The following is a 26,527-nucleotide window of genomic DNA, read 5'->3' as shown; positions in this document are numbered from 1 at the left end:
AATTAGTTAAAATTAAGGAGATATTAAACATTGAGTGAAAGTTTATTTAATAATGAAGAATTTGTAAATACTCTTAGAGATTCTCTTTTTGTTGATAGGCCAATCCCTGAATATTATCATTTTTTTGATAATGAACAAATAGAAACTAATGATGCATCACTTACAAGTGAGCGAGTTATTAAATGGAATTCTAGTATCGTGGATTTACCAACACTGAAAGTAAATGATTTTAGTACGGTTGCTACTATTAAGTTTAAAAGACAAGTTGTTCTTGTTAATTATTTACCTTTTCAATATGCATTTACATATTATGCACCTGATGGCAGATTGGATATTCAAGCAGTTAATAATATTAATATGAGAGAAGGACTTAGGTATTCCTTATCACAAATACATAAACTTTTAAGTTCACATTATTTAAGGGGTGGTTTGTGTTTTTCTGGTTCTAAAGAGAGAACACTTTTGGTTGATGATTCTAATAGAGAAACTATGTATGGATTACTTAATATTCCAGGACAAATAGATAAAAATATTAAAATTACTAAAGCTTCTGATTTAATAAAGGCTTGTAATGATGAGATTGGTAATATTAATGTAGAAGATGAGCGAGGAGTGCCTTTTAGAGTACTTACAACTCCTAAAATTAAAGCGATATTGCTTGAGAGATTGAGTAATAATAATTATTCATATAAAGATGTGTTGTTTGATTCTCTAAGAGCAATAAATAATGATGCTGATATTGAGTTTGAGACTACCAATTTATTGGATGATGAGATGTTAATTTATCCAAAAAGTTCTAAGCTTTTATTGCTAAAAGATGGACATCCTCCAATTTTAAATGCATATACACAAATGTCAAGTAGTAATTTTAGAACTAGTTTTTTGGATTTTTCTATTGGAAGCATTCTTGCAAGTGAAAAATCAATACTTAGATTTAAGATAAGTTGGACATAATAATGGATAGTAATGAGGATTTAGATAAAATTTATTCTAAAATATTGAATTTACTTATGATTAAGAGTTTAGATTTTAATTTTGAAGAATTTAATTTGTATATAGGGTTACTTGAGGATGTTTTACTTAGCAGAGGTTTAGGACTTAAAGATTTAAATTCAAGTAATGTGTTTTTGCTTATTTATTATTTTATTGGATGTGAACTTAAAAAGCGAGGAAAACTTTTGTATTTTGATTTGGGTAAAATTAAATCAGAAAGATTAGGTGAAGTATCAGTTGAGTATTTTGATGATGCATTGCATGGTGAAGTTTTGGTTAATGATTTTTGTTCTGCTTTTAATAATCTTGTAGAGGATATTAAGACTAATAGGAAAGTTTTAATAGGGGTTGTATGATGGATGCTATTAATTTAGCCATAGTTCGAAATATGAAAAGGTATACACAACCAATGTTTTTATTTAAGAAAAATTTAATTAAAAACAGGACCAATTTTTCTTATGAAATTAAGATTGATAAGACAACTCCTATTAAATTTGATGGAGTGTTTTTACCAAGTGGTGAGAGTAATATTGAGCTTTTTGATTCTAATATATTTGTTAAAGAAATTCATGCAAAGACTTATACTTTAGATATTCTTGATTTTAATTCAGGAGAGCAATTATTAGTGGGTAATGATATTATGGAAATTTTAAGTGTAAGTAGGCATTTAAATTTTTCTTTAAATCAAAGATTTAGATATATTGTTTTGATGCTTAGAAAACTTTAACTTAAATTTTTACGTTTATTTGGAGAATATTTGTGTTACTGAGTTTATATGAATCTCAAACTTTTTTAGTAAAAATATTGTTTGAGTTTAAAGATTATTTAAAGAAACATTCTTTAAAAGTGAAGATTATCAATTCTTATAATCCTTTATATTTAAATGATCTAGAAATTAATGGTTCTTATCTTTTAGTAATAAGGCCTGAAGGTTTTGATTCTTTGGATGTTAGGAATTTTAGAAGTGGGAGTTTTTATGAGAATGTTAATGAGTTTGGATTTAAATTTATACTTTTCTTTTTGGGATTTGTGGGAGAGGTTGGGGAACTTAAGATATATGTTGGATTGCATACTATTTATGAATATTTTTTAGAATTTTTGCATGAGAATGCATTTAAATTTAAGTTTTTAAAACAAAATCCTTTAGAAAAGGAATATGATTTATCTTTGAATTATTATTTAAAATCCACAAGTGATTTAAGAAATGGAGGGTTTGTTAAGACTTCTTGTAATGGATTAAAAGGTGTTTTGGGACTTAGTCAGAATTACAGGGCAAATATACAAATTGTTGAAAATAAAATAGATTAAAAAATAAATTAAACTTAAAAGTTAAATTTAAAAATAGGAGATAATATGCCACAAGATACAATTAATGTCAATTTAATTGAAGATAAAGTGAAGTTGAATAATATTGGTTATTATAATCCTTTGCTTATTTATAAGAGTGATGTTTTAGAAAAAGGGCATTTCGTCTTGACTAGTGGAAGTTTTAGAGATTTTTTAACTTCTATGAGTGTAAGAGATGATGTTAAAACAGATGTAGGAAAGGTTAAATTAGCTGCCGATCAGATTGAGTTTTTAATAAAGAGTAGCAATGATTTTTTTAATGAGGAGGGGCTTAGGTCTTTTGATTTTTATATCTACGAAAATATAGAAGATGTTGTTAAGTTTTTAAAGAAAAATATACATGTAGTTGTTATATTTGTTGCTAATCTAGAAGAAAATTTTGGAGCAGAATGGAATATGATTAAAGGTCTTGTTAAATTTGTAGTATTCTCAACAAATCTTAATAGACTGCCTGAATTTTTGGAAGCGTTAGCAGTAAGTCAGAGGGATGGTGTTATTTTGGTTTATGATAATGGTGCTGATAATTTACATCTTAAATTTGTAGCTAAATATTTATATGAAGCTAGCATGTTTCATTCTGTAAATCCTTATGGAATTACATTACGAGCAAGTCCAATTTATGATGCAACTTTGATTAATAATTTAAGACGTAATAATATTAATTTTTATTCGCTTTTAAATGAAACCGGTAGAGATGGTGTTTTGGCATTTAAGGAAGCGGTAGATTGTTCATCAATGCCAATTGATGAGGCATTCACTTATTGTCTTTTAAAGAATGAATCAACACATGAACTTATTCGTATTTGGAATCGAAATCATAGGCAAAATAGTAAGCTTAGTGAATTAAAATTTGCTGATGGGAAACCAAATGCTTATACAGCAGGACTTGAGTGTTTATTTAAAGAATTTAAAGAGAGGGGACTTATTGTGTCTTTTGGTGATATTAAGTTTGGACTTAAGAGAGATAATATTTTGGGTTTAGATTTGTCTATTCGTGTTAAATATAATGATAGTTTTAAGAGTGTTGTGTTAAACATAAGTAGTGATGATATTAATGATTATTTAAGACGGGAGGTTGATTGATGAAGGATTATTATTCATTAGATTTAGTGTTCTTTAGTTTCTCAGGTGTGCTTATTGATAGGGGCAAATTGCAATATTCAACTTCTCCAAATGTTATGGCAACTGCCAGTACTGAGGAGCGAAATGTTCCAATTCCAAGTTTTAGAGATCCTAGAACTATTATTCACATATTTAATTTAGAGATTACCAAAGGATCATTTGATTATAAGGTGTTAACTAAACTTAGTAATGAGCAATTTTATGGTTCTAGCTATAAGAGAGACAAATTAAAATCATTGGTTTTTAATGACCAGATGGGACTTAAGATTATTTCTAATAGTGCATTTTTTTCTGAAATTCCAAGTAGAACTTATGCAAGTGGCAGTGATACTGTAAATTTTGTAATTCATGCAATTAATTGTGAAGTTGAGAGGAGTTGATGAATGAGATATAAACTTAAAATTTTAACTAAGCATAAAGCTTATGAATATGTTATAAGAGATATTCCTATGTATGATTGGGATTCTATTTTAGGTTTTGATTCAAGTCAAGAAACTTTAAGACGAGAATTAAATAATTTATCTACTTTGAAAAAAATAAGCTCTTTAATGATATCTGCATCTTTTTTTGATGAATTTTATGACATTATTAATGATAATAAAGAGTATTCATTTTTGTATAAATATCCACTTCCTACTATTTTGTTTGCTATTGAGTATTCTTTAGTTGAAAAAATATCGGGATTGCAAAAGCCTAGTCTGGTTTATATTGAGAGTTTTCAAGATTCTGATGGGACTTTTGTTAAGTATTCATATATTGATGAGAGGTGGAATTATGATGATTTAGTGTTAAGAGAAGTTGGTTAGATTTAAAAAATTTAAGGAAAATTTATGAATCGCAGTGAAATTTTAAATGAATATTTAAATTATTTAAAGTATTTAAGAAGTGAAACTTGTAAGTATTATTTCCCCGTTTTAATGGAGGTTTGTACATTTAATGATGTTAAGAAGTTTAAATATGATGAACTTATGGAAATTAACAAAATTGCTAATTTTAAACTTAAGAAAAAAGTGTATGAAAAATTTTTGGTTTCAAAGTTATTAGGTTAATGGGAGATTTTTTATGGGTTTGGGCATTGATGCTACAAAGAAAGATTTAACCTATCTTTCTAATTTTAATATTGAGTTAGATGAATATTTAAAATCAAAATTTAAATCAAAGTTTATGGGTAGTAATGATTTTTTTAAAAAACAAATAGCTTCTCTTTTTTCTATATCTAACTCTAATGATTTTAAATCTAAAGATTTTGGTAAAGTCTTTGCCAAAGATTTTAGTGATGATTTTATAAGTTATTTGCCCAAATTATCAAAATCTAAATTACCAAATATTGATTTTGACTTAATTGAATCACCAAAATCTATGAAAAATTTAAATTTTAAAGATTTAAGTATGAAACCTTTTAGGTCTAGAGAAAAGAATGACAATCAAGAAAATAATTTTAATTTAATTAAACCTTTAGTTTCAAATTCTTTTTTAATACCTTTAGTACCTATGGAGTCTAATAATTTATATGATAATTTGCCACGCTTAAATTCAAATTTAGATTTGGTTTCAAATGCAAATATAAAGTCAAATATGTTATATTCAGATATTTTTAAATATTTAAATGTAAATGCAGCTTCTAAGACACGTTTAAATATGCTTCCTGGTGATTTTGATTTTAAAACCAAAGGTGGTTCTGTATTGGGAATTAATGATGTGACTTATAACAAATCTGAAACTCAAAAAATTAAAAGCATGCTTGCAAGTACGGGCAAATTTGATACTCAGGTGGATATTAATGATTTTATTCGCAAAACGGCTGGTTTTAAATCTCTATTGTTTAATGATCAACAGAAAAGTGTAACAGATATACCCAAAATGTTTTTTGAAATGGTTAATTTGGCAAGTAATTTTAAGGGTAAACAGAAACCAAATGATAATGATGATGCTGTTTCTGTTGTTTATAAATTATTTAATGATAATATTTTGTCTCCTTTTAAGAATCAATTAACAAAAAGTTTTGCTACTATTAAAGAAAAGAGAACAGATTATATCAAAGGTTCTCTTGGTAATTCTCTTGGAGCACCTTTGGGAGGTTTAGCCTCAGATCTTTTTTCTAATTTGATGTCACAATTTGGTACGAAGTTAGATGTAATGTTAAAAGATTTCAATTTAAAGAAAATTATTGGTTGGAATAGTGATGAAGAGAAATCTGAAGATGCAGAGCAAGATGTAGTGGATAAAACCAGTTTAAAAATAGAACCAGAAGCTAATTTGGGAACCAATTTAGACTTGGATAGTTTAAAATTTAATGATGTTTGTAATGATTTAAATGTAATTTTAATAGAAATTAGAGATTCAATAAAGCAGGTTTGTGGTATGGATTTTGAGAGGAATGTTTTAGATCCTTTAAGTGTTTATTTTAATAATGTTGAGAATGCTATTAATGCTTTGTCGGATGCAATAACTCGTAATTCTCAAGGTGGGTCTTTTGGGAGTAATATAAATGATAGTAAGATTGGTAATGCAATCTCGCGTATTCCTTAAAATTTTATTTATGAGGATATTTATATGTTAGATAAAAAAAATGTAACATCAATGATTTTGGATATTGTAAATCATATTTTAAGTCTCTCAGCTTCATCTAATTTTATTGTCCTTTTTCCTCGTCCCGATTTTAAGGGATTTGTGTATGTGCCACAGTTGTTTTTTATATTTCCAAAATCAAAACCAACCGAGGAGAGTTTTAGCAATGCCAGTAGTGAGCAGGGAACTGTTAATGTTAATTTAAAGGAAGGTGAAATTTTAAGTTATAATGTTGTGTCAAATCCAGAGATAATTAATGTTTCTAATGGAATTTTGTCTTCCATACATGATAAGTTTTTGATCGAACATTTTAAAAAAACATCTTATGCAAATAGTGTTTTAGAGTTTAATGTTAATTTTGTTAAAGTGCACTTTAGAGAACGATTTAAGATGGGTTCTTATTATTCTGTTTATGGTCCTATGATTGGATTTCATGAATTGGCTATTATTAATTCTTTAAAATTTAGAGATGCTGCATTTATTGAAGAGATTAATGTTAGTTTGCAAATTAAAATATTAAAAACTTTTAATATTTCTACTTATAAAGGTTAAAATATAATTATATAATATAATTATATTTATTTAGGAGAATGTTTATGGTTAAAGTTCGGTATATTGTATTTTTATTCATTTTATTTTCAAATCTTAATTCAGTTGTAAGTCCATCATCACCTTTAGTTAGACCTTTTGATTTTAGTAGTTGGAATTTTGAACGAGATATTGAGGAAGCTTATGAGGCAAGTTATAAAGTTGTAGATGGTATTTTGGTAAATGTTGATGATCCAAATAAAAATGTTAAATCAAAGCATATTTTATCTAGAATATCAGAGCTTGAAGGTTATTATAAATGTCTTGTAAATGTGATACGAGATAATATTTTTTTACAAGTAGAAGATGAGTTTTTAAGAGAATATGGTCAATATTTTGATGATGATGTTTTTACAGAAACTGATAATAGATTTAAGCAATTGATAGAAATTCCTATGGAAGATACATTTGGGATGTATAGACATAGAGTTTTAACTTTTAGCAATAAAACTTGGATTAAAAATCCAGACTATACCAAGTTATTTATTAAATTGCAACTTAAAGAGATTGAGTTTGTTGAAGATTATATTAAACAAAGACTTGGTATTAAATTGGGTGCAAATGGTCAGAAGGTAAATCATCAATTAAATGATCAAAGATATGGTAATAATTCTATGGAAAATGAATATGATGATGCTTCGCAGGAAAGAAGAGGTGCGGTAGTGCCAGGTTATGATCGTGGAAGTCGTCCTGTAAGTAGAGTACAAAGACCAAATTATGATCGTGAAAGTCGTGTGCAACAATCTGTTCCAAGACAAGAAATGCCAAGATCTGTTGTTTCAAGACAGTCAAGTGGAAGGCCAAATGTTTCAGGGTCAAAAGTTGTAAAACCAAGTAGTATTAAGAGAGGCAACCTTAGACCAAGTAGCATAAGACCTAGTCTTAGGAGACCTGGTAGTGATATTAGACCAAATTTTGTAAGACCTATTGTAAGGCCACTTGGTGAGAAACCTGTGACTTATAAGAGAGGCAGTAAAGATAGTGGTGATGAGTAATTGCAATTTGGCGATTGATTTGGATGTTGAATTTTTTAGTTAAATTGAATTTTTAAATTTTGTAGGTCTTTGTAAGTATTGATTTAATTGGAGATTAATTATAGGTTGTAATTGATAATTTTGGTTGCAATGATAAGGAATTGTATGTTGTTATTTCAGTATGACTTTAAAATAGAATTTTATGATGATGTTGCATTTAGAGATCAAAGACCTAAATTGGTAGTAGAAACAAAAAATGGAGGGCCTGTTGTTAATATTATAATTAGTAATGAATATTCTTGTGTAGGTTCTTTGCAGTGGGAAAAAGCACAAATTAGATTGTTTAATGTACCTTTGAATTTTAGCAAATCTTTAGGACAGGGAGGGAGATATTGTTAGAATATATTATAAGAAATTTGCTAGTGATGATGATTTAGGTTATAAATTTATTATTTCTGGGTATTTAGGTGCTCCTGTTGATTTTGAGTGTCAGAATGGCGATTTTATTTCTCAATATGAAGTTTATCTTTTATCTCAAGATACGTTTTTCAATAAAAAACTTGATATTAAAGATTATACTGGTAAATCTCTTAAAGATGCAATTAATTTGGCATGTCCAGGGCAAGCAATTATTTATATGAGTGAACAAGATAGGGAGAGTATCATATATCAGAGTTTTTATGCCTCTACTTTAAGAGAATTTATAGAAAGACTTATTGGGAAATATGTTCAATTAATTTTTGTTGATATTGGGGATTTAGATTATAAAGTTGATACTAAATTTGTATTTATTAATTTTAATGGATTTAGCAGTAATCAAAATTATAACAAACTTGAAAATTTTGTACCTCTCTCTAGTCCTCAAAGAGAGGTTAGGTTTGTGGGTAAATCTACTATTAATTTTTGGGATGCTACACTTCTCTTTACAGATAAAATTAAGGTAGGAGATCCGTTTCAGTTTATTGATAGGTATGGTAATATTGTTAAGACTGTTGTTCACAGAACCAGTGCTGAGTTAAATAATGTAGGTAAGTGTGTATTAAGGTTAAGTCTTTATGACAAATCTAATGTTTTATAAGTATTTGTAATTTATATTTTATAGGTAGGATTTATGCAAAGCAATTATGAAATTTCAAGAAGGCTTGGAAATTTGAGTGAAGGTTTGGCATTTGAGGATGCTAAGAGATATTTGCAAGATAATGTATTTATCTGTAGGATTGGAATTGTTAAGAAATTTGATTTTGAAAAACAAGAGGGAATTGTTGTAATTGAAGAATATGAAGATTTAAATATTATAAGTCGTAATATTTCAAATTTAAAACTTGAGCTTGTAGAAGGTGATAGGGTGGTTTTGCTTCAAAGCAGCATAAATATTTTTAATGAGAGTGATAATAATTATTTTGATAAGCATTATTTTTATATTTTAAATGCTCTAACTCTTAGAAATGTGGGAATAAGTGTAGAGAAATTTAAAATTGATACAAAGGAACTTGATGTTACTAGTGAGGATTCTTCTTTGAATTTAAAGAACATAATTTGTGATGGTGAACATTCCAAAATTTCTCTTAAGTCTTTAGTTATTGAAGCTGGTAATATTGAACTTAAAGGTAATGTGTATATTAATGGCAAATTGTTTGAAAGTCATACACATTCTTCTGGAACCATAACTTATATAAATGCCAGTGGAGCTCCTACTCTTGCAAGTGGCAGTACTGCAGGTGTATCTTGAGTATTATAGATAGTATTTAATTAGGTATTATATTGTATTATTTTCTTTCCTGAATTTAATTTGTAGTCAAAGTTATCTAAAATTAAGTCTTTTTATTGTCAGTTTACATATTTATACATTATATATTGAAGTTTAATTAATTAATTTTATTAAATTTTGTTTAAATGAATATTAATGAGATATCTTTTTCAATTAGAAGGAGATATTAAAAATATGAAAGTTCTTGGTAATTTGCTCTTGTTTTTTGTTTTATTTTTTTGTTGTAAGGATGAAAAGTATTCTGGTAATTTTGATTTAGTTTATGATTCTGATGATGTTGCTTTTCGTGATATTATTGATAGTGATTTTGATATTGGTGTTAATTTTGATAATGTTTCATTAGAAAAGTTAATTTCAGATTTTGACTTATCAAATGAAGAAAAGCAGGCAGTTAGATTTTTAAGGAGTGCATTAACAGATTCTACTATTTTAGACGATATGTCTCATATACGTACTTATAGTGATGATGAGTTTTATGAATTTTTAGTTATTCTTAATGCTGATAAGGTAAAAGAGGCAGTTGCTGATATAGTTTTGACATTAAAAGTTAGAGATGAAATACTTGATGCTATATATGAATTTGCAGATGGTAAAATCCTAAAAAAGATACATTTGAAATACAACTTAATGTAAAAGAAAAAGAATATCTAAAAACTTTAAAAGTTGCTTGTTGTGGTGATAGTGGTTATAATGGGGCTTATTTAGCGCTTAAATTGGCCAATCATGCAGGGATATTTGCGTCATTAAAGAGGCAGGTGTATGATGTTTTGCATTCGTATTAGTTTGGATATTTCATTTTAAAGTTTTTAAAAACTGTTGATATTTAAAATCTGATCATTAGGAATGATCAGATTAATCAACAGGTGCCCTAAATTGATTATTTGCCTCTTTTATGTCAGGATGCTTTTTTATAACTAATTTTAAAAATTCGTTAAACATTATGCTGTCTAAAAGTATTGATTGAGTGGTTGTTTTGTGATCAAGTGTGTCTTTAATGGTTATTTCTGCTTCCATAAAGCTCCAATTACCATTTTTATACTGACTTTTAAATGCATTTATTAAGTCTTTTCCACCTTCTGGGTAGAGCATATTTATTGTTCCATAAAGATATGCTTTTTTATAACCTTGGGCTTTAACTGCTTTATTTACTTGATCAGCTACCCGATTTCTAAGATTTTGCATGGAACCTTTTTCAAAATCCAGATTTAAATTTGGACGACATTTTAATTTAAATGAAATTATTTCAATGTAGTCAACCAGGCTTGCAAATAATATTAAAGGCATAACATATTTAGTATATTCATTATGGCTTTTAATTGGTGCTACTATATATGTGTAATGCAATTTACCTTGCAATAGTTTTGATTCTTTTTGTGTATCTGTTTCAATAATTTTTTGAAAATTGTTTTTTATCCAAGTAATTTTGCAATTGTTTGAAGAAAAAGGCCACCACGAATGAGGTGTTACTTGTAGGCATACATCTAAGCTTCCTTCTTCTATTTGTAATTGTTCTGATTGATATTTAGTTATATCGTTGTCAGGGTCTATGTTTCCTGGAGTTCTCTTGTGTTTAAATTTGTTATATGTAGGCTGAATAAATCGTTTATGTTGTTTTTCTAAGTTGTGGTTTTGTTGGACACTGCATGATACGATGGCTAATAATGCTATTATGATTCTTATCACTTTTTACCCCCTTTAATTGTTTGTTTTTTTAAATTTTGTATTTGATATAGTGGTTTTTTTAATTAGTATAATATAAATTATATCAATAAAAATTTTTTTCATTGTTTAAGTATATTAAATATTATGAATTGAAATATAAATTAAGGGTCATTATCAAAATGATACTTTAAAAAAATGTTGAGAATTGTGTATCTAGGGTTATTTGCTTTTGTTTGAGGTTGTTTAATAAGTCTGAGTAATTCTACAATTAATATAAGAATTACTGAAATTTTAAGTATTAATTGTATAATTTTTTATATTTTTAATTGTTAATGGGAACTTGGAATTTGGTATTTGCAGTAGTTGTGCCTTGATGGTTATTTATTACTGTTTTTATAAATTCATTAAATAATTTCCCATCAAGCAGTATATTATGTGTTGATTCTTGATTCTTTGTCTTGTCTTTTACTTTAATTTCTGCCTTCATGAAATCCCATTTTCCGTTTTTGTATAGAGATTTAAAAGCAGATATCAATTCTTCCCCACCAGTTGGAGCTGTTGCATTTAGTATTCCATAAGGGTATACATTTTGATATCCTTCTTCAGATGATTTTTCTACCTTTGGTATTCCTTGAATCAAACCACCAAGAACTCTCTTATTATTAAAGTCTAAGTTTTTATGGTCTGTTAAATTAAATGATGTAACTTCAATATTTTCGTCCATACTTTCAAATAGGATTAAAGGCATAACGTATTTGCTGTAATCATTATTATATTTGATGGGCGATACTGAATATGAATATCTAAGTTTGTCTTTAAGCGCTGCTATTACCTTTTTATCCTGGTCAACAATTTCTTTGGCTTTAATTTTCATCCAAGTAATATAACATTTAGGTTTTGGGCAACTACACCAGAACCAACAGCCTATGCACATGCATTGTTCTTTTTGCCCTTCAATCACTTCAAATGTGGTTTGTTCTTCTTCTTCAACCTTTTCTTTTTGTAAATCTTTTAATTTATTATGATTGTATTTATTTATAATATTACTTAATGCTTGATCAAGTTGAACTTTTGAGTAATCTATTTGATCATCTAAAAAACAAGATGCCATAGATAGTATTATTATAAATAAAGCTAATAAAATAATTATTTTTTTCAATTTTTAATCCTCCCAAAAATTGTATTGTATCATAAAAATATGGTTTTATAGCAATTTTATTATTTTTAAATTTAATTTATATTTTATATGTTATTATTTTCAAGTTTATTCTTGTCTTAATTGTGTATAAATTAAATGTGCGTTTTTGGGCAAAATAGCTTGTTTAATATTGAATAGTTTTGTGTTAACATTTATTTATTAATTTTTACTTTGATTGTAGTGATTAAGTTTTTTATAAATCGTTAAGGTGTTTGGGGTGTATTGTGGTATTTAAAGGTAAGATATATCGTGTGATGGGTGATTCATAAGGTGTTTGTAGAGTCATTTATTAGTTTTTTTATATTTTGATGTTTGTTTTTGTGGCTTTGATACGCAGACGATAATTTGTTTTTTGAAAAAAATTTTTAATTAAGTAGGATGGTTTTATGCATGATCATGTAGATGCAGCAGAAGAAGTATTGGACAGAGAATATAAAGTATTAGATAAAGGGTTCTTGAGACTTATTGATTATATGGGCAGTGATGAGAGAATAGTTAATTCTGCTAGAGTTTCTTATAGAGATTCTAAAGCAAAAAGAGATAGTGCTGCTCTTATTGACTATTTAATCAGGAATGAGCATACAAGTCCTTTTGAGCAAGTGGTTTTTACTTTTCATGTTAAGGCTCCAATATTTGTTGCAAGACAGTGGATGAGACATAGAACTTCAAGAATTAATGAAGTCTCAGGACGTTATAGTCTTATGAGAGAAGAGTTTTATGTGCCTTTAAGAGAAGATATTAAGACACAAAGTTTGATAAATAAACAGGGTAGATCGGATGAGGAGATTGACATTGATGTTGCTATATCTTTTTTAGATGGTCTTGATGAGAGTTATAAAAATGCTTATAAAATTTATGATGATATGATTAAAAAAGATGTCTCCAGGGAGCTTGCAAGAATAACTTTGCCTTTAAGTTTATATACCGAATGGTATTGGCAGATTGATCTTAATAATTTATTTCGTTTCATTAAACTAAGATCATCAGGCCATGCACAAAAAGAGATAAGAGAATATGCTAATGTTTTATTGGATATTGTTAATTTGGTGGTACCATTGGCAACTAGTAGTTTTAAAAAGCATGTTTTAGAAGGTGTAATGCTTTCAAGTGAAGAGGTATGTGAGATTAGAAAGGCATTAGATTTAACAAAACTTAATTTATCACAAAAAAGTTTAGATAGGTTAAAAGAAAAACTTAATTTATAGTTAATTTGGTTATAATATTTATGAATTATTTTTTTATCAATATTGTAATCTTTACAAAGAGGTGAGTATATTTTAGTGGTTTATGCTTCAAAAACAGGAAACATAGGGCGTTTTATCTCAAAGACAGGACTTGGTAATATTTTTCGTATTGTTACAGGTGATGAGATTGTTGAGGAACCTTATGTTTTGCTTACTTATACTATTGCATTTGGGAAAGTGCCATCTGAAGTTGATAAATTTTTAGAGCATAATTTTAAATTGATGATTGGTGTTGCTGGTAGTGGAAATAAAAATTGGGGTGATTCATTTTGCAATGCTGTTAATTTAATAAAAGATAAATATGGTGTTCCTGAAATATTGAAATTTGAGTTATCTGGAACATCACATGATGTTAAGAATTTTATGGAAAGGATTAGTGATGAGACACTTAGAGTTAAATAATGAGATGATGGTTTTAAGAGACGGGTTTTATAGGTTAGAGAAAGATCTTGAGGCTTTGAGTGTTTTTTTGGAAGAAATTAAAAGTAAATCTTTAAAATTTGAAAATCCAAATAAAAGAATGCATTATTTGATTGATAACAATTTATATGAAGATTTTTATCAAAAATATTCTGAAGATCAAATACTTGAAATATATAAAGCTGTTGAGGGAGAGGAATTTAAATTTAAGTCTTATATGAGTGCTTCAAAATTTTATAAGGATTATGCACTTAAAGTAAAAGATACTTATTTTGAGTCTTATGAAGATAGAATTATTGCAGTTAGTTTGTTTCTTGCTGATGGATGTTTTGATTTTGCATTGAGACTTGCTTTAGATATGATAAAACAGCGATATCAGCCTGCAACCCCCACTTTTTTAAATGCTGGTAAGTATGTTAGAGGTGAACTTGTATCTTGTTTTTTATTAGAGGTAGGTGATTCATTAAATAGCATTACTTTTAATATTTCTTCTGCTATGCAGCTTTCTAAAATTGGTGGAGGTGTTGCTTTAAATCTTTCAAATATTAGAGCTAGGGGTGAAGAGATACGGGGAATTTGTAATGTTGCAAAAGGTGTTATTCCCGTTATGAAGCTTTTAGAAGATGGGTTTAATTATGCAGATCAGATGGGGCAGAGAAAGGGTGCTGGTGCTGTATATTTAAATATTTTTCATTATGATATAGAAGATTTTTTGGATACAAAAAAGATTAATGCTGATGAGAAGAGTCGTGTTCAGACATTGTCATTGGGAGTAATAATTCCAGATAAATTTTTTGAACTTGCAAAGCAAGATAAAAATTATTATGCATTAGCCCCATATTCAGTTTATAAAGAGACTGGGCTTATGATGAATGATATTGATTTTGATAAAGATTATGATTTACTTGCAAGTAATCCTCGTATTATAAAAAAAGAAATATCGGCTAGAGATATGCTTGTTCGTATTGCAAAGCTTCAGTTTGAATCAGGATACCCTTATATTATGTATCAAACTTCATGTAATTTAAATCATCCATTAAAAGAAGTTGGACGTGTTAAGATGTCTAATCTTTGTACAGAAATTTTTCAGATTCAAACACCTTCTGTTATTGGCAATTATGGTGAGGGTGATGTTATTGGATATGATGTTAGTTGTATTTTGGGTTCATTAAATATTGTTAATGTCATTAATAGTGATTTTGAATTTATTGTTGACTTGGCTATGAGAGCTTTGACATCTGTTGTTGACAAGTCTTGTATTAATAATGCTCCAAGTGTACGTAAAGCTAATGATGATTATCGTGCTGTTGGTCTTGGTGTTATGAATTTGCATGGTTTTTTAATTAAAAATAAAATTCCTTATGAGAGTGATGAGGCTTTGGATTTTGTTCGCACATTTTTTATGTTGTTAAATTTTTATTCTCTAAAGAGCAGCATGAATATAGCAAAAGAGAGAAATTCTGTTTTTAAAGATTTTAAGCAGAGTGAATATTATAATGGTAATTATTTTAATATGTATCTTAATGAAGATTTCTCTCCAAGAAGTGAAGTTGTAAGGGAAATATTTAGCTGTCTTCAAATTCCTTCTAAGAGTGATTGGAACAATCTGAAAGGAGATATTCAACGATATGGACTTTACCATGCTTATAGACTAGCTGTAGCTCCAACTCAGAGTATATCTTATATTCAGAATGCGACAACATCTCTTATGCCTATTGTTGAGCCTGTTGAGGCTAGAGTTTATGGAAATTCTACAACTTATTATCCAATGCCATATCTTAGCAGAGAAAATGCTATTTTCTTTAAGTCTGCATATTATATGGATATGAGAAAATTGATTGATCTTGTAAGTGAAGCACAAAGACATGTTGATCAAGGAATTAGTACTTTGCTTTATGTTACAAATGAAACTAGTACTAGAGAACTTGTAAAACTTTATATTTATGCAAAGAATAAGGGGCTTAAAAGCTTGTATTATACACGTAATAAAAATCTCTCAGTAGATGAGTGTATTCTTTGTGCAATATAGATGTTTAACTTTTTAAGTGTACTTTAAGTTGAGGAGTATTATTAATGAGAAAAAATAGAGAAGCCATCAATTGGAATAGGCTTAATAATGGCTATACTAAGATGTTTTGGGATCAAAATATAAGACAATTTTGGGTAGATGAGGAGATTCCAATTTCTGATGATAAGTTGGTTTGGAATACATTGTCTGTTGATGAGAGAGATGTTTATGAGAAGGTTTTAGGTGGACTTACATTATTAGACACAGAACAAGGTTCTGTTGGTATGCCACGTATAGCTTTAGCTATAGATAATCTAGATTATAAGCCAATTCTTGGATTTATGGGTGCTATGGAGCATATGCATGCTAAGAGCTATAGTAGCATTTTCTCAAGTCTTTCTAATATCGATCGCATAGATTATATATTTGATTGGGTTAAAACTTATAGAAATTATCAAGAAAAGTTAGAATTGATTTTGGGTAAATATAATAACATACACGATAGAATGAGTTTATATCAAGCATTGTGTACTTCCGTATTTCTTGAGACATTTTTATTTTATTCAGGCTTTTTTTATCCATTGTATCTTGCAGGACAAGGTAAGATGGTTAATAGTGGTGAGATTATTAATTTAATATTGCGTGATGAATCTGTTCATGGTGTATTTGTGGGTCTTTTGGCTCAAGAAGAATTTGATAAAATGACAATGAAAGAACAAGAGCTTGCATATAAAGAAATGTTATTAATTTTAGAAAAACTTTATTCTCTTGAGAGAGAATATACTAAAGAGCTTTATTCTTGTGTGGGGCTTGAATCTGCTGTTGATGTTTTTGTGAGGTATAATGCTGATAAAGCATTGATGAATTTGGGTTTTGATACTAAATTTAATATTAAAGATACTGATGTTAATCCTTTAGTTTTAAATGGTCTTAGAACTGATACTAAAACTCATGATTTTTTCTCTACTAAAGGTAATGGTTATATAAAGCCTATGCGTGTTGAGCCTTTGCATGATGATGATTTTATGTGAATATTTTGATAATTCTATTGATTGTTTATATAAATTTATATAAACAATTGTTTATTTTTTTTAAAATTTTTTAATTTATTTTATTTTTTTTTCAATTTGTTTGGTAATTTTTTTTATTTTTTCGTTATTAAAAATTTCTTTAAAATATTGCTTTTTTGAAGTTTTATTAATATGTTAAAAAATAATAGCATTATATTTTATTTTTTAATAATATTTTTAAATTAAATTGATTTATCAATATAATTTTATTATATAATAATAGATATTAATATTGAATAATATTTTAAGTAATATTAATGTTTGTATTTTAATTGATCTTGGGGAAGGGGGATTTTTTTGAAAAGAATAGCTTTAATGTTTAGTATGTGTGTTATGTCCCTTATTTTTATTATCTTAGCTTGTGATCCAATGGTGTTTATTAAAGAGATGGAGTCAAGGGATAGGGCTTATGCAATTTTGAGAGACACTGTACTAACATATAAAAAAAGAGTTATTAGTTTATTTGATGATTTTCAAAAATTAAGTTATGAATTTAATATTCCTTTTGAGAAATTTATTCCAGTTTTTTCTCTTCCGGATTCTCGCAATAATGTTTATGCTGCTTTTGAGTATGATGTTGCATCTCTAGAAAGATTGGTCAAGATTTGTGAAAAGTTTGATATCACTTCTGATATGATGGATGCAGATACAAAACTTATTTATGATTTATTGTATCTTTTAAAAGAGATTGCAGAGCCAATTGATGAAATTATTAATGTACATCTGCGAGATGAACATTTAAGTAGAATTAGCACCACTAGGAGTGCAAGTTCTATTTCTGTAATTACCGTTGCTTTACGAGATTCAATAACTAAGGAGAGAGAACTTGTATTTAAGATTAAGGAACGAATATTGGCAATAGATCCAGCTGGTATAAAGCAAGTGATTGTGATACAGATAAGGGATATTCTTGATGATGGAAATATTAATGCAAATATTCGCTTTATAAAAGAAATGGCTAGAAGAATTTCAAGGGCAGTTAGATGATTTTGATTTGATTATTAAGAAAATCTAACTCTTTGATGTTTTATAAAGTCCTTTCAAGCACATTAGTGTTTGATTGAAGTACTTTGTCCTTTACTTTGTTGTTTTCCTTTAGTTTATATATGCCTAGAAGAAGCATACTAAAATTTGTATCTTTTAGGTATTTTTTTAGGCATATTTTTTCCAAAATTTACATTCTAATTTTTTTCAAGTTTTTTGTTTAGAGATATTGAAAAAATGTAATTTTTATTGTATAAAATATATTATCAAAATATAATTATTCTTATTTGAGATTCAGAGATTTTGAGAAATTTTTAAAAGGTGAGAAATTATATGAGAAAAAGTAATTTTATATTTTATGTGTTGTTGTTTGGTGTTATGTCTTGTAATTTAGATTCTAAAGTTGATTTAAGTCAGCTACAGGCTTCTTTGAAAACTTTAATGCCTCAAGATGCTAGTTTTGTTGAGGATGGTAAAAATTTAAGTGATTTTAAGGTTTTATTACAAGAATATAAAGATAAAGTTAAAGATTCAAAAGATAAGTTTGAAAAATCTGGGCATAAATTTGATTTTTGTAATAAAGTAGTTGAAGGTTTAGAGATAGAAAATGAGTTTAATGAAGATTATGTTTATGAGGCAGTGAGTTATAATGTTGATGTTTTAAAACATATAGATGCTATTGTAAAGAAGTTTGATGCAAAAGTTGTTCCTAAGGAAGATGTTGTTCAGAATAATGATAAAGATGCTGATAAAGATGATAAGGGTGATGATAAAAAGTATTTACTATCTGTTTATTTGTTATTATATAATCTAAATTCAGATGCAAGATTTTTGAGTGATTTTGTAAAGCAAAATTTTAGTGATGAGAATTTAGATAAACTTGCAAAAATAGAGGATGTTGAGAAATTTACTTCTTCTTTAAGGGAATTTTTAGATTCAAAAGAAAAACTAATGTCTGTTAACAATAAGGTTATATTAGAGATTGATTTAAATGGCAATAATGATGAAATTTTAGATCAATTGAATAAGATTAATGAGAAAAATTTTGTTGATAAAAATGAAGTTGAACGTTCTTTAAATAATGGAACATATATTAACGATGTCGTAAAAAATTTATAGATTAAAGGACCTTTATGGGCCTTTAATTGTTATTAAAAGGTATAAGTGTATGTGTAAATACAGTTTTGAATTGGGTAATGTGTATTTTATTAAATATTTCTTTGTTTCTTTGATGCATATAACTTGAATTTTGGGAAAGGAGAATATTTATGAGAATAGTTTTTATTTTGTGTGTGCTTTTTAGCATACTTTCTTGCTATTCGGGAGATTTTGGACAAGTTGAGACTTTAACAAAGTTTGAAGTTGTCTTGAGAGAGCCTCTCTATAGTCAGTTGTCAGAAAAAGTGGCTAAGTATAAAATGTCGTTATCTGATAAAGAGATTAAGTTTCAAAAGGCTGCTTATCAATTTAATATTCCTTTTTTTAAAGTATCTGCAGCTTTTGATAGTGAAAATGGAGATGTACAAGATAGTATTTATGCAAGCCTTGGGTATGATTTTGATACTATTAAGATATTAGAAATGTTATTTGGTAAATTGCTATTAGAAGATCCTCCTGCTGAGAATGAGGATACTGCTGTTGCTATTTATTTGTTGGCGCTCTTAAGGGATACTACAGATTCAGTTAAAGTAATATTAAATGAGTATTTAAATGAAGCATTTTTTGCAAGACTTGGAAGGAGCAAAAAGGGGATAAATATTGTTTTTAAGATTGAATTACTCTTAGATAATGTGATGAGGATGAGAAAGGATGTGATTTTAAAGATTATGAAAGCGATGAAAAAGATTCAATCAGAAATAAATAATGATCCAGATATACTAAGTAGACTTAGTGATATTTTTGATGAGAATAGAGATATTAAACGATCAGTTAATCTGATCAGTAATATATCTAAGCAAATTGAAATATTATCTAGTCAATTTGCTTAAATTGAGTTTTGATATTAATAATATTTAATTTTAAATATTAATTTAATCATATTTATATAATTATATTGATTAATATAATAGTTGTGTTATAATTTCTAATTGTCGAATTTCAATAATTCTTGAAATTTCAAAAGTTTGGTTAATAGAATATTGATTTTTTTAATTTTTTTAAATAAAGAAGATATAGCGTGCAAAAAATGGGATTTAATATTTTTAATATTGTTGTTGCTGTCGGTTTGATATCTTGTAATCATTCAGGTAAGACTGGTCTTGCAGAAGGAGGAGGGAGATATAGTTCTGATTGCAAGAGCGGTTTTCCTTTGAATGAATTGTTTAGATCTGTTCATGGTGCAGGGGCTAAGAAAGGTTTTTCTGGAATATCAGATATATTATTGATATTAGAAAATTATAAAATGGATGATAGAAATCGTAAATTAAATTTGAAGAGGCTAGTTAAAAATATAGATGTTTTTAAGTTTCCTTTTCATAAAATGTCTTTGTTAAAAGATAGTATAGCTACACGTGATAATGTTATTGCTTCCTTGCAATATAAACGTAAACTTTTATATTCCTTGATAGATATATTAAAGATGTTAAATTTAGATGATTCTAGTTCTAATGAAGCAATGCTTGCAAACAACTTTGTATTGCTTTTAGAGAAAGTATCAGATCTGACTTTGCAATTGATTTATGAAGATTTTAATGGAGCTTGCTTAGACAGACTTAAGAATTCTACAGACCGAGAATTAGTTTTTGTTATTTATAAGCGTTTAATGAGTAGAAAACTGCTTTTAAATTCATTTGAATTTATTATTAATGATCTTGTAGAAAATATGGATAGTCTTAAAGCTAAGTCTGTAGATAAAGAATATGTTTTAAATACATTTAATAAGCTTGTTGGAAATGATAATGTACTTTTGAGTGTTTTTGAAGGCATGCAAGATCGTGTATAAAATCTTAGAAGTTTGTTAAAGGCCCTTTAAGTATTAATTGAAATAGATAGAAATAGAGACTTGTTAAGTCTTTATTTCTCATTTGTATTTTATATTTAACTGTTTTTGAGTGTTGTAGTTTTGCATGTATAATTGCTCTTGTGGTTTTAGGAAAGGAGATAGCATAGAAAATAAAAATACAATTATTATAAATAATAATCTTAATTTGTTGTTTAGTATAAATAATCTATATTCTCTTTTGTGTTTTACAATGCAGCTTGCTTTAACTTATGTTATTGTGGTTGCATTTTTTATATATGTATTGTTTATTTTAGTTTTGTTTTAAGATAGATGTTTGTTTATTAAATTATAATTTTCTTAAATTAATTTTATTATTTGTATATAAGCATTATTTATTAGTATAATTATTGTTAATAGAAATAAACATTAATTTTTTATACAAGGAGGTATATTTAAAAAGTCATATTTTAATGCCTTTGTTATTTGATTGATCGTATTGATGAATGATTTGTAATCATTTAGTTACAAGTGGTCAATAAGAAACAATAATTGGTTTTGATTCAATTAGATGGTTTTTAAAAGCAAAATAGCATGTGGGGATGTTTGTTTTTGCTTAAGAGGCAAGTTATAAATTTAGGTGACTTAATTTTTAAATAAAATACTTTTGTTAGTAAATAGTTAGTCATATATCGAAATATTATTCAAAATTTTTTATAACTTGATGAATATTTAGTAATATTAAATAATTTCTTAAATATAAACCTTATTAATTAATTCAACTTGATTTTTGATTTCTCTTTTACGTGATAGAAAATGTTATAAAGTTTTTTGTGGTAATGGTTGTTGGGTTATTAAAAAATGTTTAGATAAAAAATTGACGATTTGCAAATAAAGAATGAAAAAATTTATTTTAATAGTAGATAGAAGTTTTTTATTTTTCTTTTGGTTGTTCTTTATTTAGTTTAGAAATTGTATTAATATTTTTGCATTTAAAATATTACTTAAAAATAAATATTTTTAAGTAATCATATTTTTAAATATATGATGGGTAAATATTGATTTGCATGCATGGAGTACAAAATAAAGCTTGTGTAATAAATTTATTTTTAATTTTTTAGAGGAGAATGTATGAAAAATTTTAGCATGACATTGGTATGTGTATTATGTTTATTATTGATTTTGTTCATAATGTTTGGTTGGGATTCAGGAGTTAAGTATCATTCAGAATTTCAAAGAGAATTAGAACGTTCAGGAATACGTCCCCTAAATCCAGGTGAGATAAAAGATTCATCTATAGAAGATAAAATTTCAAAGTATGAGCGATCAACTGTGCAAGATAATAGCGATGAGACTTTGGATGATGAAAATTTGTTGTCGGAAGTGCCAGATTCTCATGAAACGAGAGAACAAGCTTATGATGAACTTGAAAATAAAGTTAGAGAGTTTAAGAATGAGTTTTTAGATAGAAGTTTACGTTTTGCTAGTGGTAAGCATCAATTTAGTATGCCTTTTTTTGAACGATTTGCTAAATTTGATGGTGATGATAAAAAGGATATCGTTTATTCATCTTTGGGGTATGATGTTGATGTTATTAGAAAATTAGAAACATTGATAAATAAGGTAGATCCAAATGTTCCATCTTATTTAAGTCGACTAGATAAGGGAATTGCTTCTGGATTATTGGATGTTTTATATAATGTTACTTATTATGTTAGAGAAGTTGTGATAAATAATCATTTAAATTTGTTTAATTTAGGTAATATTAAGACTAGTAGTTTAATAACAGCAGATGATATTGCTTCTATTAATGTTCTTATTGATACGTTAATGCATCTGAGGAGAAATTTAACATTGAAATTGGGTAGATATATTGTATTAGCAGAATCAAAAACAGATAAATTGGAAATGGAAGCTGTACTGAGAAAAATTATTGAGCAAAATGGAGATATTAGGAGATTGATTGCAAAAATAATGTTTATTTCACAATCAATTGGAAATTTGGTTAATGTGCAAACTAATCCGTAATATTTTAATAATTTCAGTATTCTAAGAAAAAGTTATGGAGTATTTACTTTAAATGTAGCATCTTGTATAGAAATTGTGGTTTTGTTATTATGATGTAACAAATAATAACAAAGAATTCTCCACCTATAATTTCTATGAGATTTAGGTGGAGATGAATTTGTTAATAAATGGATTTATTTTGATTTTGAATATATTTTTTGATGATATCAATAGAGGCTCCTCCAGTAGAAATAAGACAATAACTTCTAGACCAAAAATAAGGTTTCCAATAATATTTATCTAAATGAGTAGAATATTTTTTCCTTATAAGCCTTGAAGATACTGTTTTTAGATTATTGATAAATGTAGAAGGTTGAATATTGGGGATAAATTCTAGTAATAAATGAATATGATCCTTGTCATGGTTGAATTCATTAAGGGTTATTTTCCATAAAGAACATATATTAAGTATTATTTGGTAAAAAGAAGATGAAAGCTCGGCATTTATGCATTTATGCCTATATTTAGTAACTAATACTAGGTGATAATTAATAGAATATACGCAGTGATTATTAAAAGTTAGCTTGTGTGACATATACACTTAAGTATAAAATATTATAAAATAATAAAACATATGAGTGCTAATAAAGCTTATAAGTACAGAATATATCCTGACGCTAATCAAAAGAAATATTTTTCAAAAGTATTTGGGTGCGTAAGATTTTTGTATAACAAAATGTTAAGTGATAAGAAAGATTATTATGAAAAAAATAAACAAAGTCTTATTACTTATCCAAGCAAATATAAAGAAGAATTTCTATTCTTAAAGGAAGTTGATAGTTTAGCTCTTTGCAATGCCCAACTTGACTTAAATTCTGCGTATAGTAATTTTTTTAGAGAAATTAAAAAAGGAAATAGAACACAAGGATTTCCTAAATATAAAAGTAAGAAAAATAGACAAACCTTTAGAACTAATAATCAAAAAAACTCAATAAGAATAGAAAATGATTATATAAAGCTACCTAAAATAGGATTTGTAAAGTTGGCTCTACATAGGAAAATTAAAAGCAATGAACTTATTAAAAATGTAGTAGTAGAAAAAGATACTGATGATAAATATTACATTTCAGTAGCAGTTGAGTGCTTAGATGTTAAAAATAACGATAAAACTAAATGCAATAAAAAAGAGATAGTTGGTATTGATATGAGTATGAGGCATTTTCTAGTAAGTAGTGAAGATGAGAAAATCAATTATCCTAAATATTTACTAAAAAATGAACGCAAACTTAAGAAATGCCAAAGAAAACTATCAAAAAAACAAAAGGGCTCTAGGAATAGAGCTAAATCTAGATTAAGAGTTACCAAGTTGCATAGGAAAATTTCAAATCAAAGAAAAGATTTTTTACATAAATTATCTTATTATTTTGTAGCTAATTATAAAAATATAGCAATAGAAAACTTATCAATTAAAGGCATGCAAAAAGGAATGTTTGGCAAAAGTGTTAATGATTTGGGATGGCATGAGTTTGTAAGACAATTATCATATAAATCAGAGTGGTCTAAATCTTATTTGCATAAAGTTGATAGATATTTTCCATCAAGCAAGCTATGCAACAATTGCGGTATTAAAAATACAACTCTGAAATTAAGTAATACTAGGTGGACTTGTAGCGGTTGTAATATTTTGCATGATAGAGATATAAATGCAGCTCTAAATCTTAAAGCTTATTATTATAAGGAAATAAAAACTAAGGCAGGAACTGCCTGAAGTAAAGCTTGTGGACCATGCTCTAGTGGATGACCGTTCTTATAGAACCTAAAAAGCTATCATGGGATGAAACAAGAAGCTATTTTTATAATCTTTGATTTAGAAATAGCAGTTCACTTTTTACTTGAGTTAAATATATTAGTTGTAGTAGTATTATCTTATTTAACTTTTATGTAAGTGTTGCTTTATTGTAAAAAGGGGAATATATGAAGAGAGTTATTATGGTATTTTTAAGGGTGAATATTGTATTTTTGCTTTTAATGATATTCATATCTTGTGTATCAGAATATTCGGGATTCTTAGATCCAGACGCAAGAAAAGTTTATAAGGCTTTTAAAAATAAGGTTGAAAATTATAAAATAATATTTTTATCGAGATCTGATAGTCTTCTCAATTTTATTGATTCAAAAATTTCTTTTTTTACTGGTGATAAAGAAGCTTATTCAGATAAATTGTTGTACTTTAATGAAGATACTACCAAACGTGTTATTTTTGCTACATTGGGAGATGATTTGGGAGTTGTTAAAAGACTTATAGATATATTACATCAGATTTACGTTTTAATAAGGATGTTGGTAATTTAAATGATAATGATGTTAATGTTGCTATTAGGTTTTTAAAAGAATTGGAAAATGTTACAAAATACGGAATTATATTATTAAATAGGCATTTAAACAATGAGAATCTGGCTAAAATTAAAGACTATTTTAAGTTTGAAGAAGGTTTAGTGACTTTTATTGATAATATTATGTTTCATTTAGATTACTTTATGAAGGCAAGGGAAGAGTTAATCTCAGATATTAAGCATTTTGTTAATGAGGCAGCTGCAAGAAGAGGTGATAAATTGATGATGATAAATTATTTAGAGAGTTTAATTGATGATGGTATTTTGTTAAATAGAATTTTGATTGGCATTGTAGATAATGTGTTTAAAATTGAAGATAAACTGAATGAAATATTTAAATCATAATTTTAATTTGAAAAATTTCATTTTTTAAAGTCAATTTCATTTTATTTTTAATATAAGCTAAAGAGTAAAAATTTTTTTAATAAATTAGTGATATTGTTATTATATTATATTGTTTTTACAATGTGATTGGTAGTATAATGTATGCGTTCTAATAATAGATAGCTTGCACAAAGGAGTATAAATATATGGATTTAAGGGAGCAAAATTTTGATGAGCTTAAAGAAATATTGATTGGTTTTAGAGAAGAACTTGAAAATGAACGTTATGCATTTATTTCTAAACAGTCTCAATTGGATATTAATTTTAAGGGGGTATTAGATGATATTATTTATTATCAATCAGATAGAGATAAAATTTATACTATGTTAGGGTATGATGTTGAAATTATTGGTAGGTTAGGTTTGATTTTTAGTAAATTGAATTTTAAGCATGTTTATGATAGAGACACAAGACTTGTGATGAATTTATTAAATGGTTTAATGCGGGTCGCACATTCAATTCAGACTCTCTTTAAAGATATTTTTAATCAAACAAAATTGGATTTGCTCCAGTTAAGAGATAATGAGGATATTAAAAAAATTGTTATTTATCTAGAACAGTTTATAGAAATAATAAAAGATTTGATGTTGCAAGTTAAGGCTATCATTGTATCTGTTGCATCAAAAATTAATGAAGATAGCATATTAAAAGAGTTGAGTAGAGTGGTTGCTAAGTTAGATTCAAAATTTAATAAAGGTGTTCGTAATATTCATTATCTTTTATTTGATATTATAGAGTTAGTTGATTTTTTGTAAAAGTAGTAAATTATTAAATAATATTGTGTTTTTTTGTTTTGAATATGAAATTAAAAAATTTTAAATAATAGTTATTTATTAATTCATCTTAATTAATTGATGTT

Annotated in this window: 31 protein-coding genes; 28 read left to right on the top strand and 3 right to left on the bottom strand. The window is 27.0% G+C overall.

Annotation, left to right across the window (positions count from 1 at the left end; translation table 11 throughout):
* Nucleotides 1-30: 30 nt before the first annotated feature.
* The 15 genes from BRE_RS04630 (at nt 31) to BRE_RS04565 (ending at nt 9,993) form a co-directional block, all read left to right on the top strand.
* Nucleotides 31-954 carry a hypothetical protein gene (locus tag BRE_RS04630; RefSeq protein ID WP_012539308.1) on the top strand — a complete coding sequence of 308 codons (924 nt, stop codon included), beginning with the start codon at nt 31-33 and terminating at the stop codon, nt 952-954.
* A gap of 2 nt (nt 955-956) precedes the next feature.
* Nucleotides 957-1,349, top strand: coding sequence for a DUF3890 domain-containing protein (locus BRE_RS04625; RefSeq protein WP_232212733.1), 393 nt, complete (start codon nt 957-959; stop codon nt 1,347-1,349).
* Complete coding sequence (locus BRE_RS04620; protein ID WP_232212732.1) at nt 1,349-1,720, top strand: hypothetical protein; 372 nt, start codon at nt 1,349-1,351, stop codon at nt 1,718-1,720. Before BRE_RS04625 ends, BRE_RS04620 begins: the two co-directional genes overlap by 1 nt.
* 32 nt (nt 1,721-1,752) lie before the next feature.
* The gene (locus tag BRE_RS04615) at nt 1,753-2,301 is read left to right on the top strand and encodes a DUF764 family protein (protein ID WP_012539305.1); all 549 of its coding nucleotides are present in this window, start codon (nt 1,753-1,755) and stop codon (nt 2,299-2,301) included.
* Between the two features lie 45 nt (nt 2,302-2,346).
* Nucleotides 2,347-3,423 carry a DUF787 family protein gene (locus BRE_RS04610; protein ID WP_012539304.1) on the top strand — a complete coding sequence of 359 codons (1,077 nt, stop codon included), beginning with the start codon at nt 2,347-2,349 and terminating at the stop codon, nt 3,421-3,423.
* Nucleotides 3,423-3,842, top strand: a complete 420-nt coding sequence (locus BRE_RS04605; RefSeq protein ID WP_014683171.1) for a DUF1463 family protein — start codon at nt 3,423-3,425, stop codon at nt 3,840-3,842. The genes BRE_RS04610 and BRE_RS04605 overlap by 1 nt, the downstream gene beginning before the upstream one ends.
* 3 nt (nt 3,843-3,845) lie before the next feature.
* Nucleotides 3,846-4,268, top strand: a complete 423-nt coding sequence (locus BRE_RS04600) for a DUF1473 family protein (RefSeq protein WP_012539302.1) — start codon at nt 3,846-3,848, stop codon at nt 4,266-4,268.
* Nucleotides 4,269-4,292: 24 nt separating this feature from the next.
* Entirely contained in the window at nt 4,293-4,511 is a 219-nt protein-coding gene (locus tag BRE_RS04595; protein ID WP_012539301.1) for a DUF1322 family protein, read from the top strand.
* Nucleotides 4,512-4,524: 13 nt separating this feature from the next.
* Nucleotides 4,525-5,991 (top strand): hypothetical protein, encoded by a 1,467-nt coding sequence (locus tag BRE_RS04590; protein ID WP_012539300.1) that lies wholly within the window; start codon nt 4,525-4,527, stop codon nt 5,989-5,991.
* Nucleotides 5,992-6,015: 24 nt separating this feature from the next.
* Nucleotides 6,016-6,582: a DUF792 family protein gene (locus tag BRE_RS04585; protein ID WP_012539299.1), complete on the top strand. Its 567-nt coding sequence runs from the start codon at nt 6,016-6,018 to the stop codon at nt 6,580-6,582.
* 44 nt (nt 6,583-6,626) lie between these two features.
* On the top strand, nt 6,627-7,613 hold the full coding sequence (locus BRE_RS04580) for a hypothetical protein (RefSeq protein ID WP_232212731.1): 987 nt from the start codon (nt 6,627-6,629) through the stop codon (nt 7,611-7,613).
* 129 nt (nt 7,614-7,742) lie between these two features.
* Nucleotides 7,743-7,991 (top strand): DUF693 family protein, encoded by a 249-nt coding sequence (locus BRE_RS06790; RefSeq protein WP_269516813.1) that lies wholly within the window; start codon nt 7,743-7,745, stop codon nt 7,989-7,991.
* Entirely contained in the window at nt 7,984-8,670 is a 687-nt protein-coding gene (locus BRE_RS04575; protein ID WP_332248262.1) for a DUF693 family protein, read from the top strand. Before BRE_RS06790 ends, BRE_RS04575 begins: the two co-directional genes overlap by 8 nt.
* Nucleotides 8,671-8,703: 33 nt before the next feature.
* The gene (locus tag BRE_RS04570) at nt 8,704-9,321 is read left to right on the top strand and encodes a DUF777 family protein (RefSeq protein ID WP_012539297.1); all 618 of its coding nucleotides are present in this window, start codon (nt 8,704-8,706) and stop codon (nt 9,319-9,321) included.
* A 174-nt stretch (nt 9,322-9,495) separates the two neighbouring features.
* A complete protein-coding gene (locus tag BRE_RS04565) occupies nt 9,496-9,993 on the top strand; it encodes a BTA121 domain-containing protein surface lipoprotein (RefSeq protein ID WP_012539296.1) in 498 nt (165 codons plus the stop codon).
* A gap of 219 nt (nt 9,994-10,212) precedes the next feature.
* Here the strand turns inward: BRE_RS04565 and BRE_RS04560 are convergent, their stop codons facing one another.
* Both BRE_RS04560 and BRE_RS04555 read right to left on the bottom strand, forming a co-directional pair.
* Nucleotides 10,213-11,043 (bottom strand): S2/P23 family protein, encoded by an 831-nt coding sequence (locus BRE_RS04560; RefSeq protein WP_012539295.1) that lies wholly within the window; start codon nt 11,041-11,043, stop codon nt 10,213-10,215.
* A 301-nt stretch (nt 11,044-11,344) separates the two neighbouring features.
* Nucleotides 11,345-12,181 carry a S2/P23 family protein gene (locus BRE_RS04555; protein WP_012539294.1) on the bottom strand — a complete coding sequence of 279 codons (837 nt, stop codon included), beginning with the start codon at nt 12,179-12,181 and terminating at the stop codon, nt 11,345-11,347.
* A gap of 425 nt (nt 12,182-12,606) precedes the next feature.
* Between BRE_RS04555 and thyX the strand changes: the two genes are divergently transcribed.
* From thyX to BRE_RS04505, 9 genes are all read left to right on the top strand, one after another.
* A complete protein-coding gene (gene thyX, locus BRE_RS04550) occupies nt 12,607-13,425 on the top strand; it encodes an FAD-dependent thymidylate synthase (protein ID WP_012539293.1) in 819 nt (272 codons plus the stop codon).
* A gap of 75 nt (nt 13,426-13,500) precedes the next feature.
* Entirely contained in the window at nt 13,501-13,866 is a 366-nt protein-coding gene (gene nrdI / locus BRE_RS04545) for a class Ib ribonucleoside-diphosphate reductase assembly flavoprotein NrdI (protein ID WP_012539292.1), read from the top strand.
* Nucleotides 13,844-15,913: a class 1b ribonucleoside-diphosphate reductase subunit alpha gene (gene nrdE / locus BRE_RS04540; protein ID WP_041178213.1), complete on the top strand. Its 2,070-nt coding sequence runs from the start codon at nt 13,844-13,846 to the stop codon at nt 15,911-15,913. The genes nrdI and nrdE overlap by 23 nt, the downstream gene beginning before the upstream one ends.
* Nucleotides 15,914-15,957: 44 nt before the next feature.
* Nucleotides 15,958-16,923, top strand: coding sequence for a class 1b ribonucleoside-diphosphate reductase subunit beta (gene nrdF, locus BRE_RS04535; protein ID WP_012539290.1), 966 nt, complete (start codon nt 15,958-15,960; stop codon nt 16,921-16,923).
* A 336-nt stretch (nt 16,924-17,259) separates the two neighbouring features.
* On the top strand, nt 17,260-17,949 hold the full coding sequence (locus BRE_RS04530) for a hypothetical protein (protein ID WP_012539289.1): 690 nt from the start codon (nt 17,260-17,262) through the stop codon (nt 17,947-17,949).
* A gap of 330 nt (nt 17,950-18,279) precedes the next feature.
* Nucleotides 18,280-19,065 (top strand): hypothetical protein, encoded by a 786-nt coding sequence (locus BRE_RS04525; protein ID WP_232212730.1) that lies wholly within the window; start codon nt 18,280-18,282, stop codon nt 19,063-19,065.
* Nucleotides 19,066-19,214: 149 nt separating this feature from the next.
* On the top strand, nt 19,215-19,934 hold the full coding sequence (locus BRE_RS04520) for a hypothetical protein (RefSeq protein ID WP_012539287.1): 720 nt from the start codon (nt 19,215-19,217) through the stop codon (nt 19,932-19,934).
* Nucleotides 19,935-20,131: 197 nt separating this feature from the next.
* Nucleotides 20,132-20,887 (top strand): hypothetical protein, encoded by a 756-nt coding sequence (locus BRE_RS04515; RefSeq protein ID WP_232212750.1) that lies wholly within the window; start codon nt 20,132-20,134, stop codon nt 20,885-20,887.
* Nucleotides 20,888-22,015: 1,128 nt separating this feature from the next.
* Nucleotides 22,016-22,912, top strand: coding sequence for a hypothetical protein (locus tag BRE_RS04505; protein WP_012539285.1), 897 nt, complete (start codon nt 22,016-22,018; stop codon nt 22,910-22,912).
* A gap of 160 nt (nt 22,913-23,072) precedes the next feature.
* Here BRE_RS04505 and tnpA read toward each other — a convergent pair whose 3' ends face one another.
* Nucleotides 23,073-23,486, bottom strand: a complete 414-nt coding sequence (gene tnpA, locus BRE_RS06010) for an IS200/IS605 family transposase (protein ID WP_083764321.1) — start codon at nt 23,484-23,486, stop codon at nt 23,073-23,075.
* A gap of 39 nt (nt 23,487-23,525) precedes the next feature.
* On the opposite strand from tnpA, the gene BRE_RS04500 reads away from it, so the two are divergent.
* From BRE_RS04500 to BRE_RS04485, 4 genes are all read left to right on the top strand, one after another.
* Nucleotides 23,526-24,659, top strand: coding sequence for an RNA-guided endonuclease TnpB family protein (locus BRE_RS04500; protein WP_012539283.1), 1,134 nt, complete (start codon nt 23,526-23,528; stop codon nt 24,657-24,659).
* Nucleotides 24,660-24,865: 206 nt separating this feature from the next.
* Complete coding sequence (locus BRE_RS06505) at nt 24,866-25,243, top strand: hypothetical protein (RefSeq protein WP_012539282.1); 378 nt, start codon at nt 24,866-24,868, stop codon at nt 25,241-25,243.
* 41 nt (nt 25,244-25,284) lie between these two features.
* The gene (locus BRE_RS06500; RefSeq protein ID WP_012539281.1) at nt 25,285-25,629 is read left to right on the top strand and encodes a hypothetical protein; all 345 of its coding nucleotides are present in this window, start codon (nt 25,285-25,287) and stop codon (nt 25,627-25,629) included.
* Nucleotides 25,630-25,814: 185 nt separating this feature from the next.
* Nucleotides 25,815-26,423, top strand: a complete 609-nt coding sequence (locus BRE_RS04485; protein ID WP_012539280.1) for a hypothetical protein — start codon at nt 25,815-25,817, stop codon at nt 26,421-26,423.
* Nucleotides 26,424-26,527 lie beyond the last annotated feature (104 nt).

This window comes from Borrelia recurrentis A1 (assembly GCF_000019705.1).
Lineage (GTDB): Bacteria > Spirochaetota > Spirochaetia > Borreliales > Borreliaceae > Borrelia > Borrelia duttonii.
The sequence above is the reverse complement of the archived record's forward strand: the minus strand, read 5'-3'. Positions and strand labels throughout refer to the sequence as shown.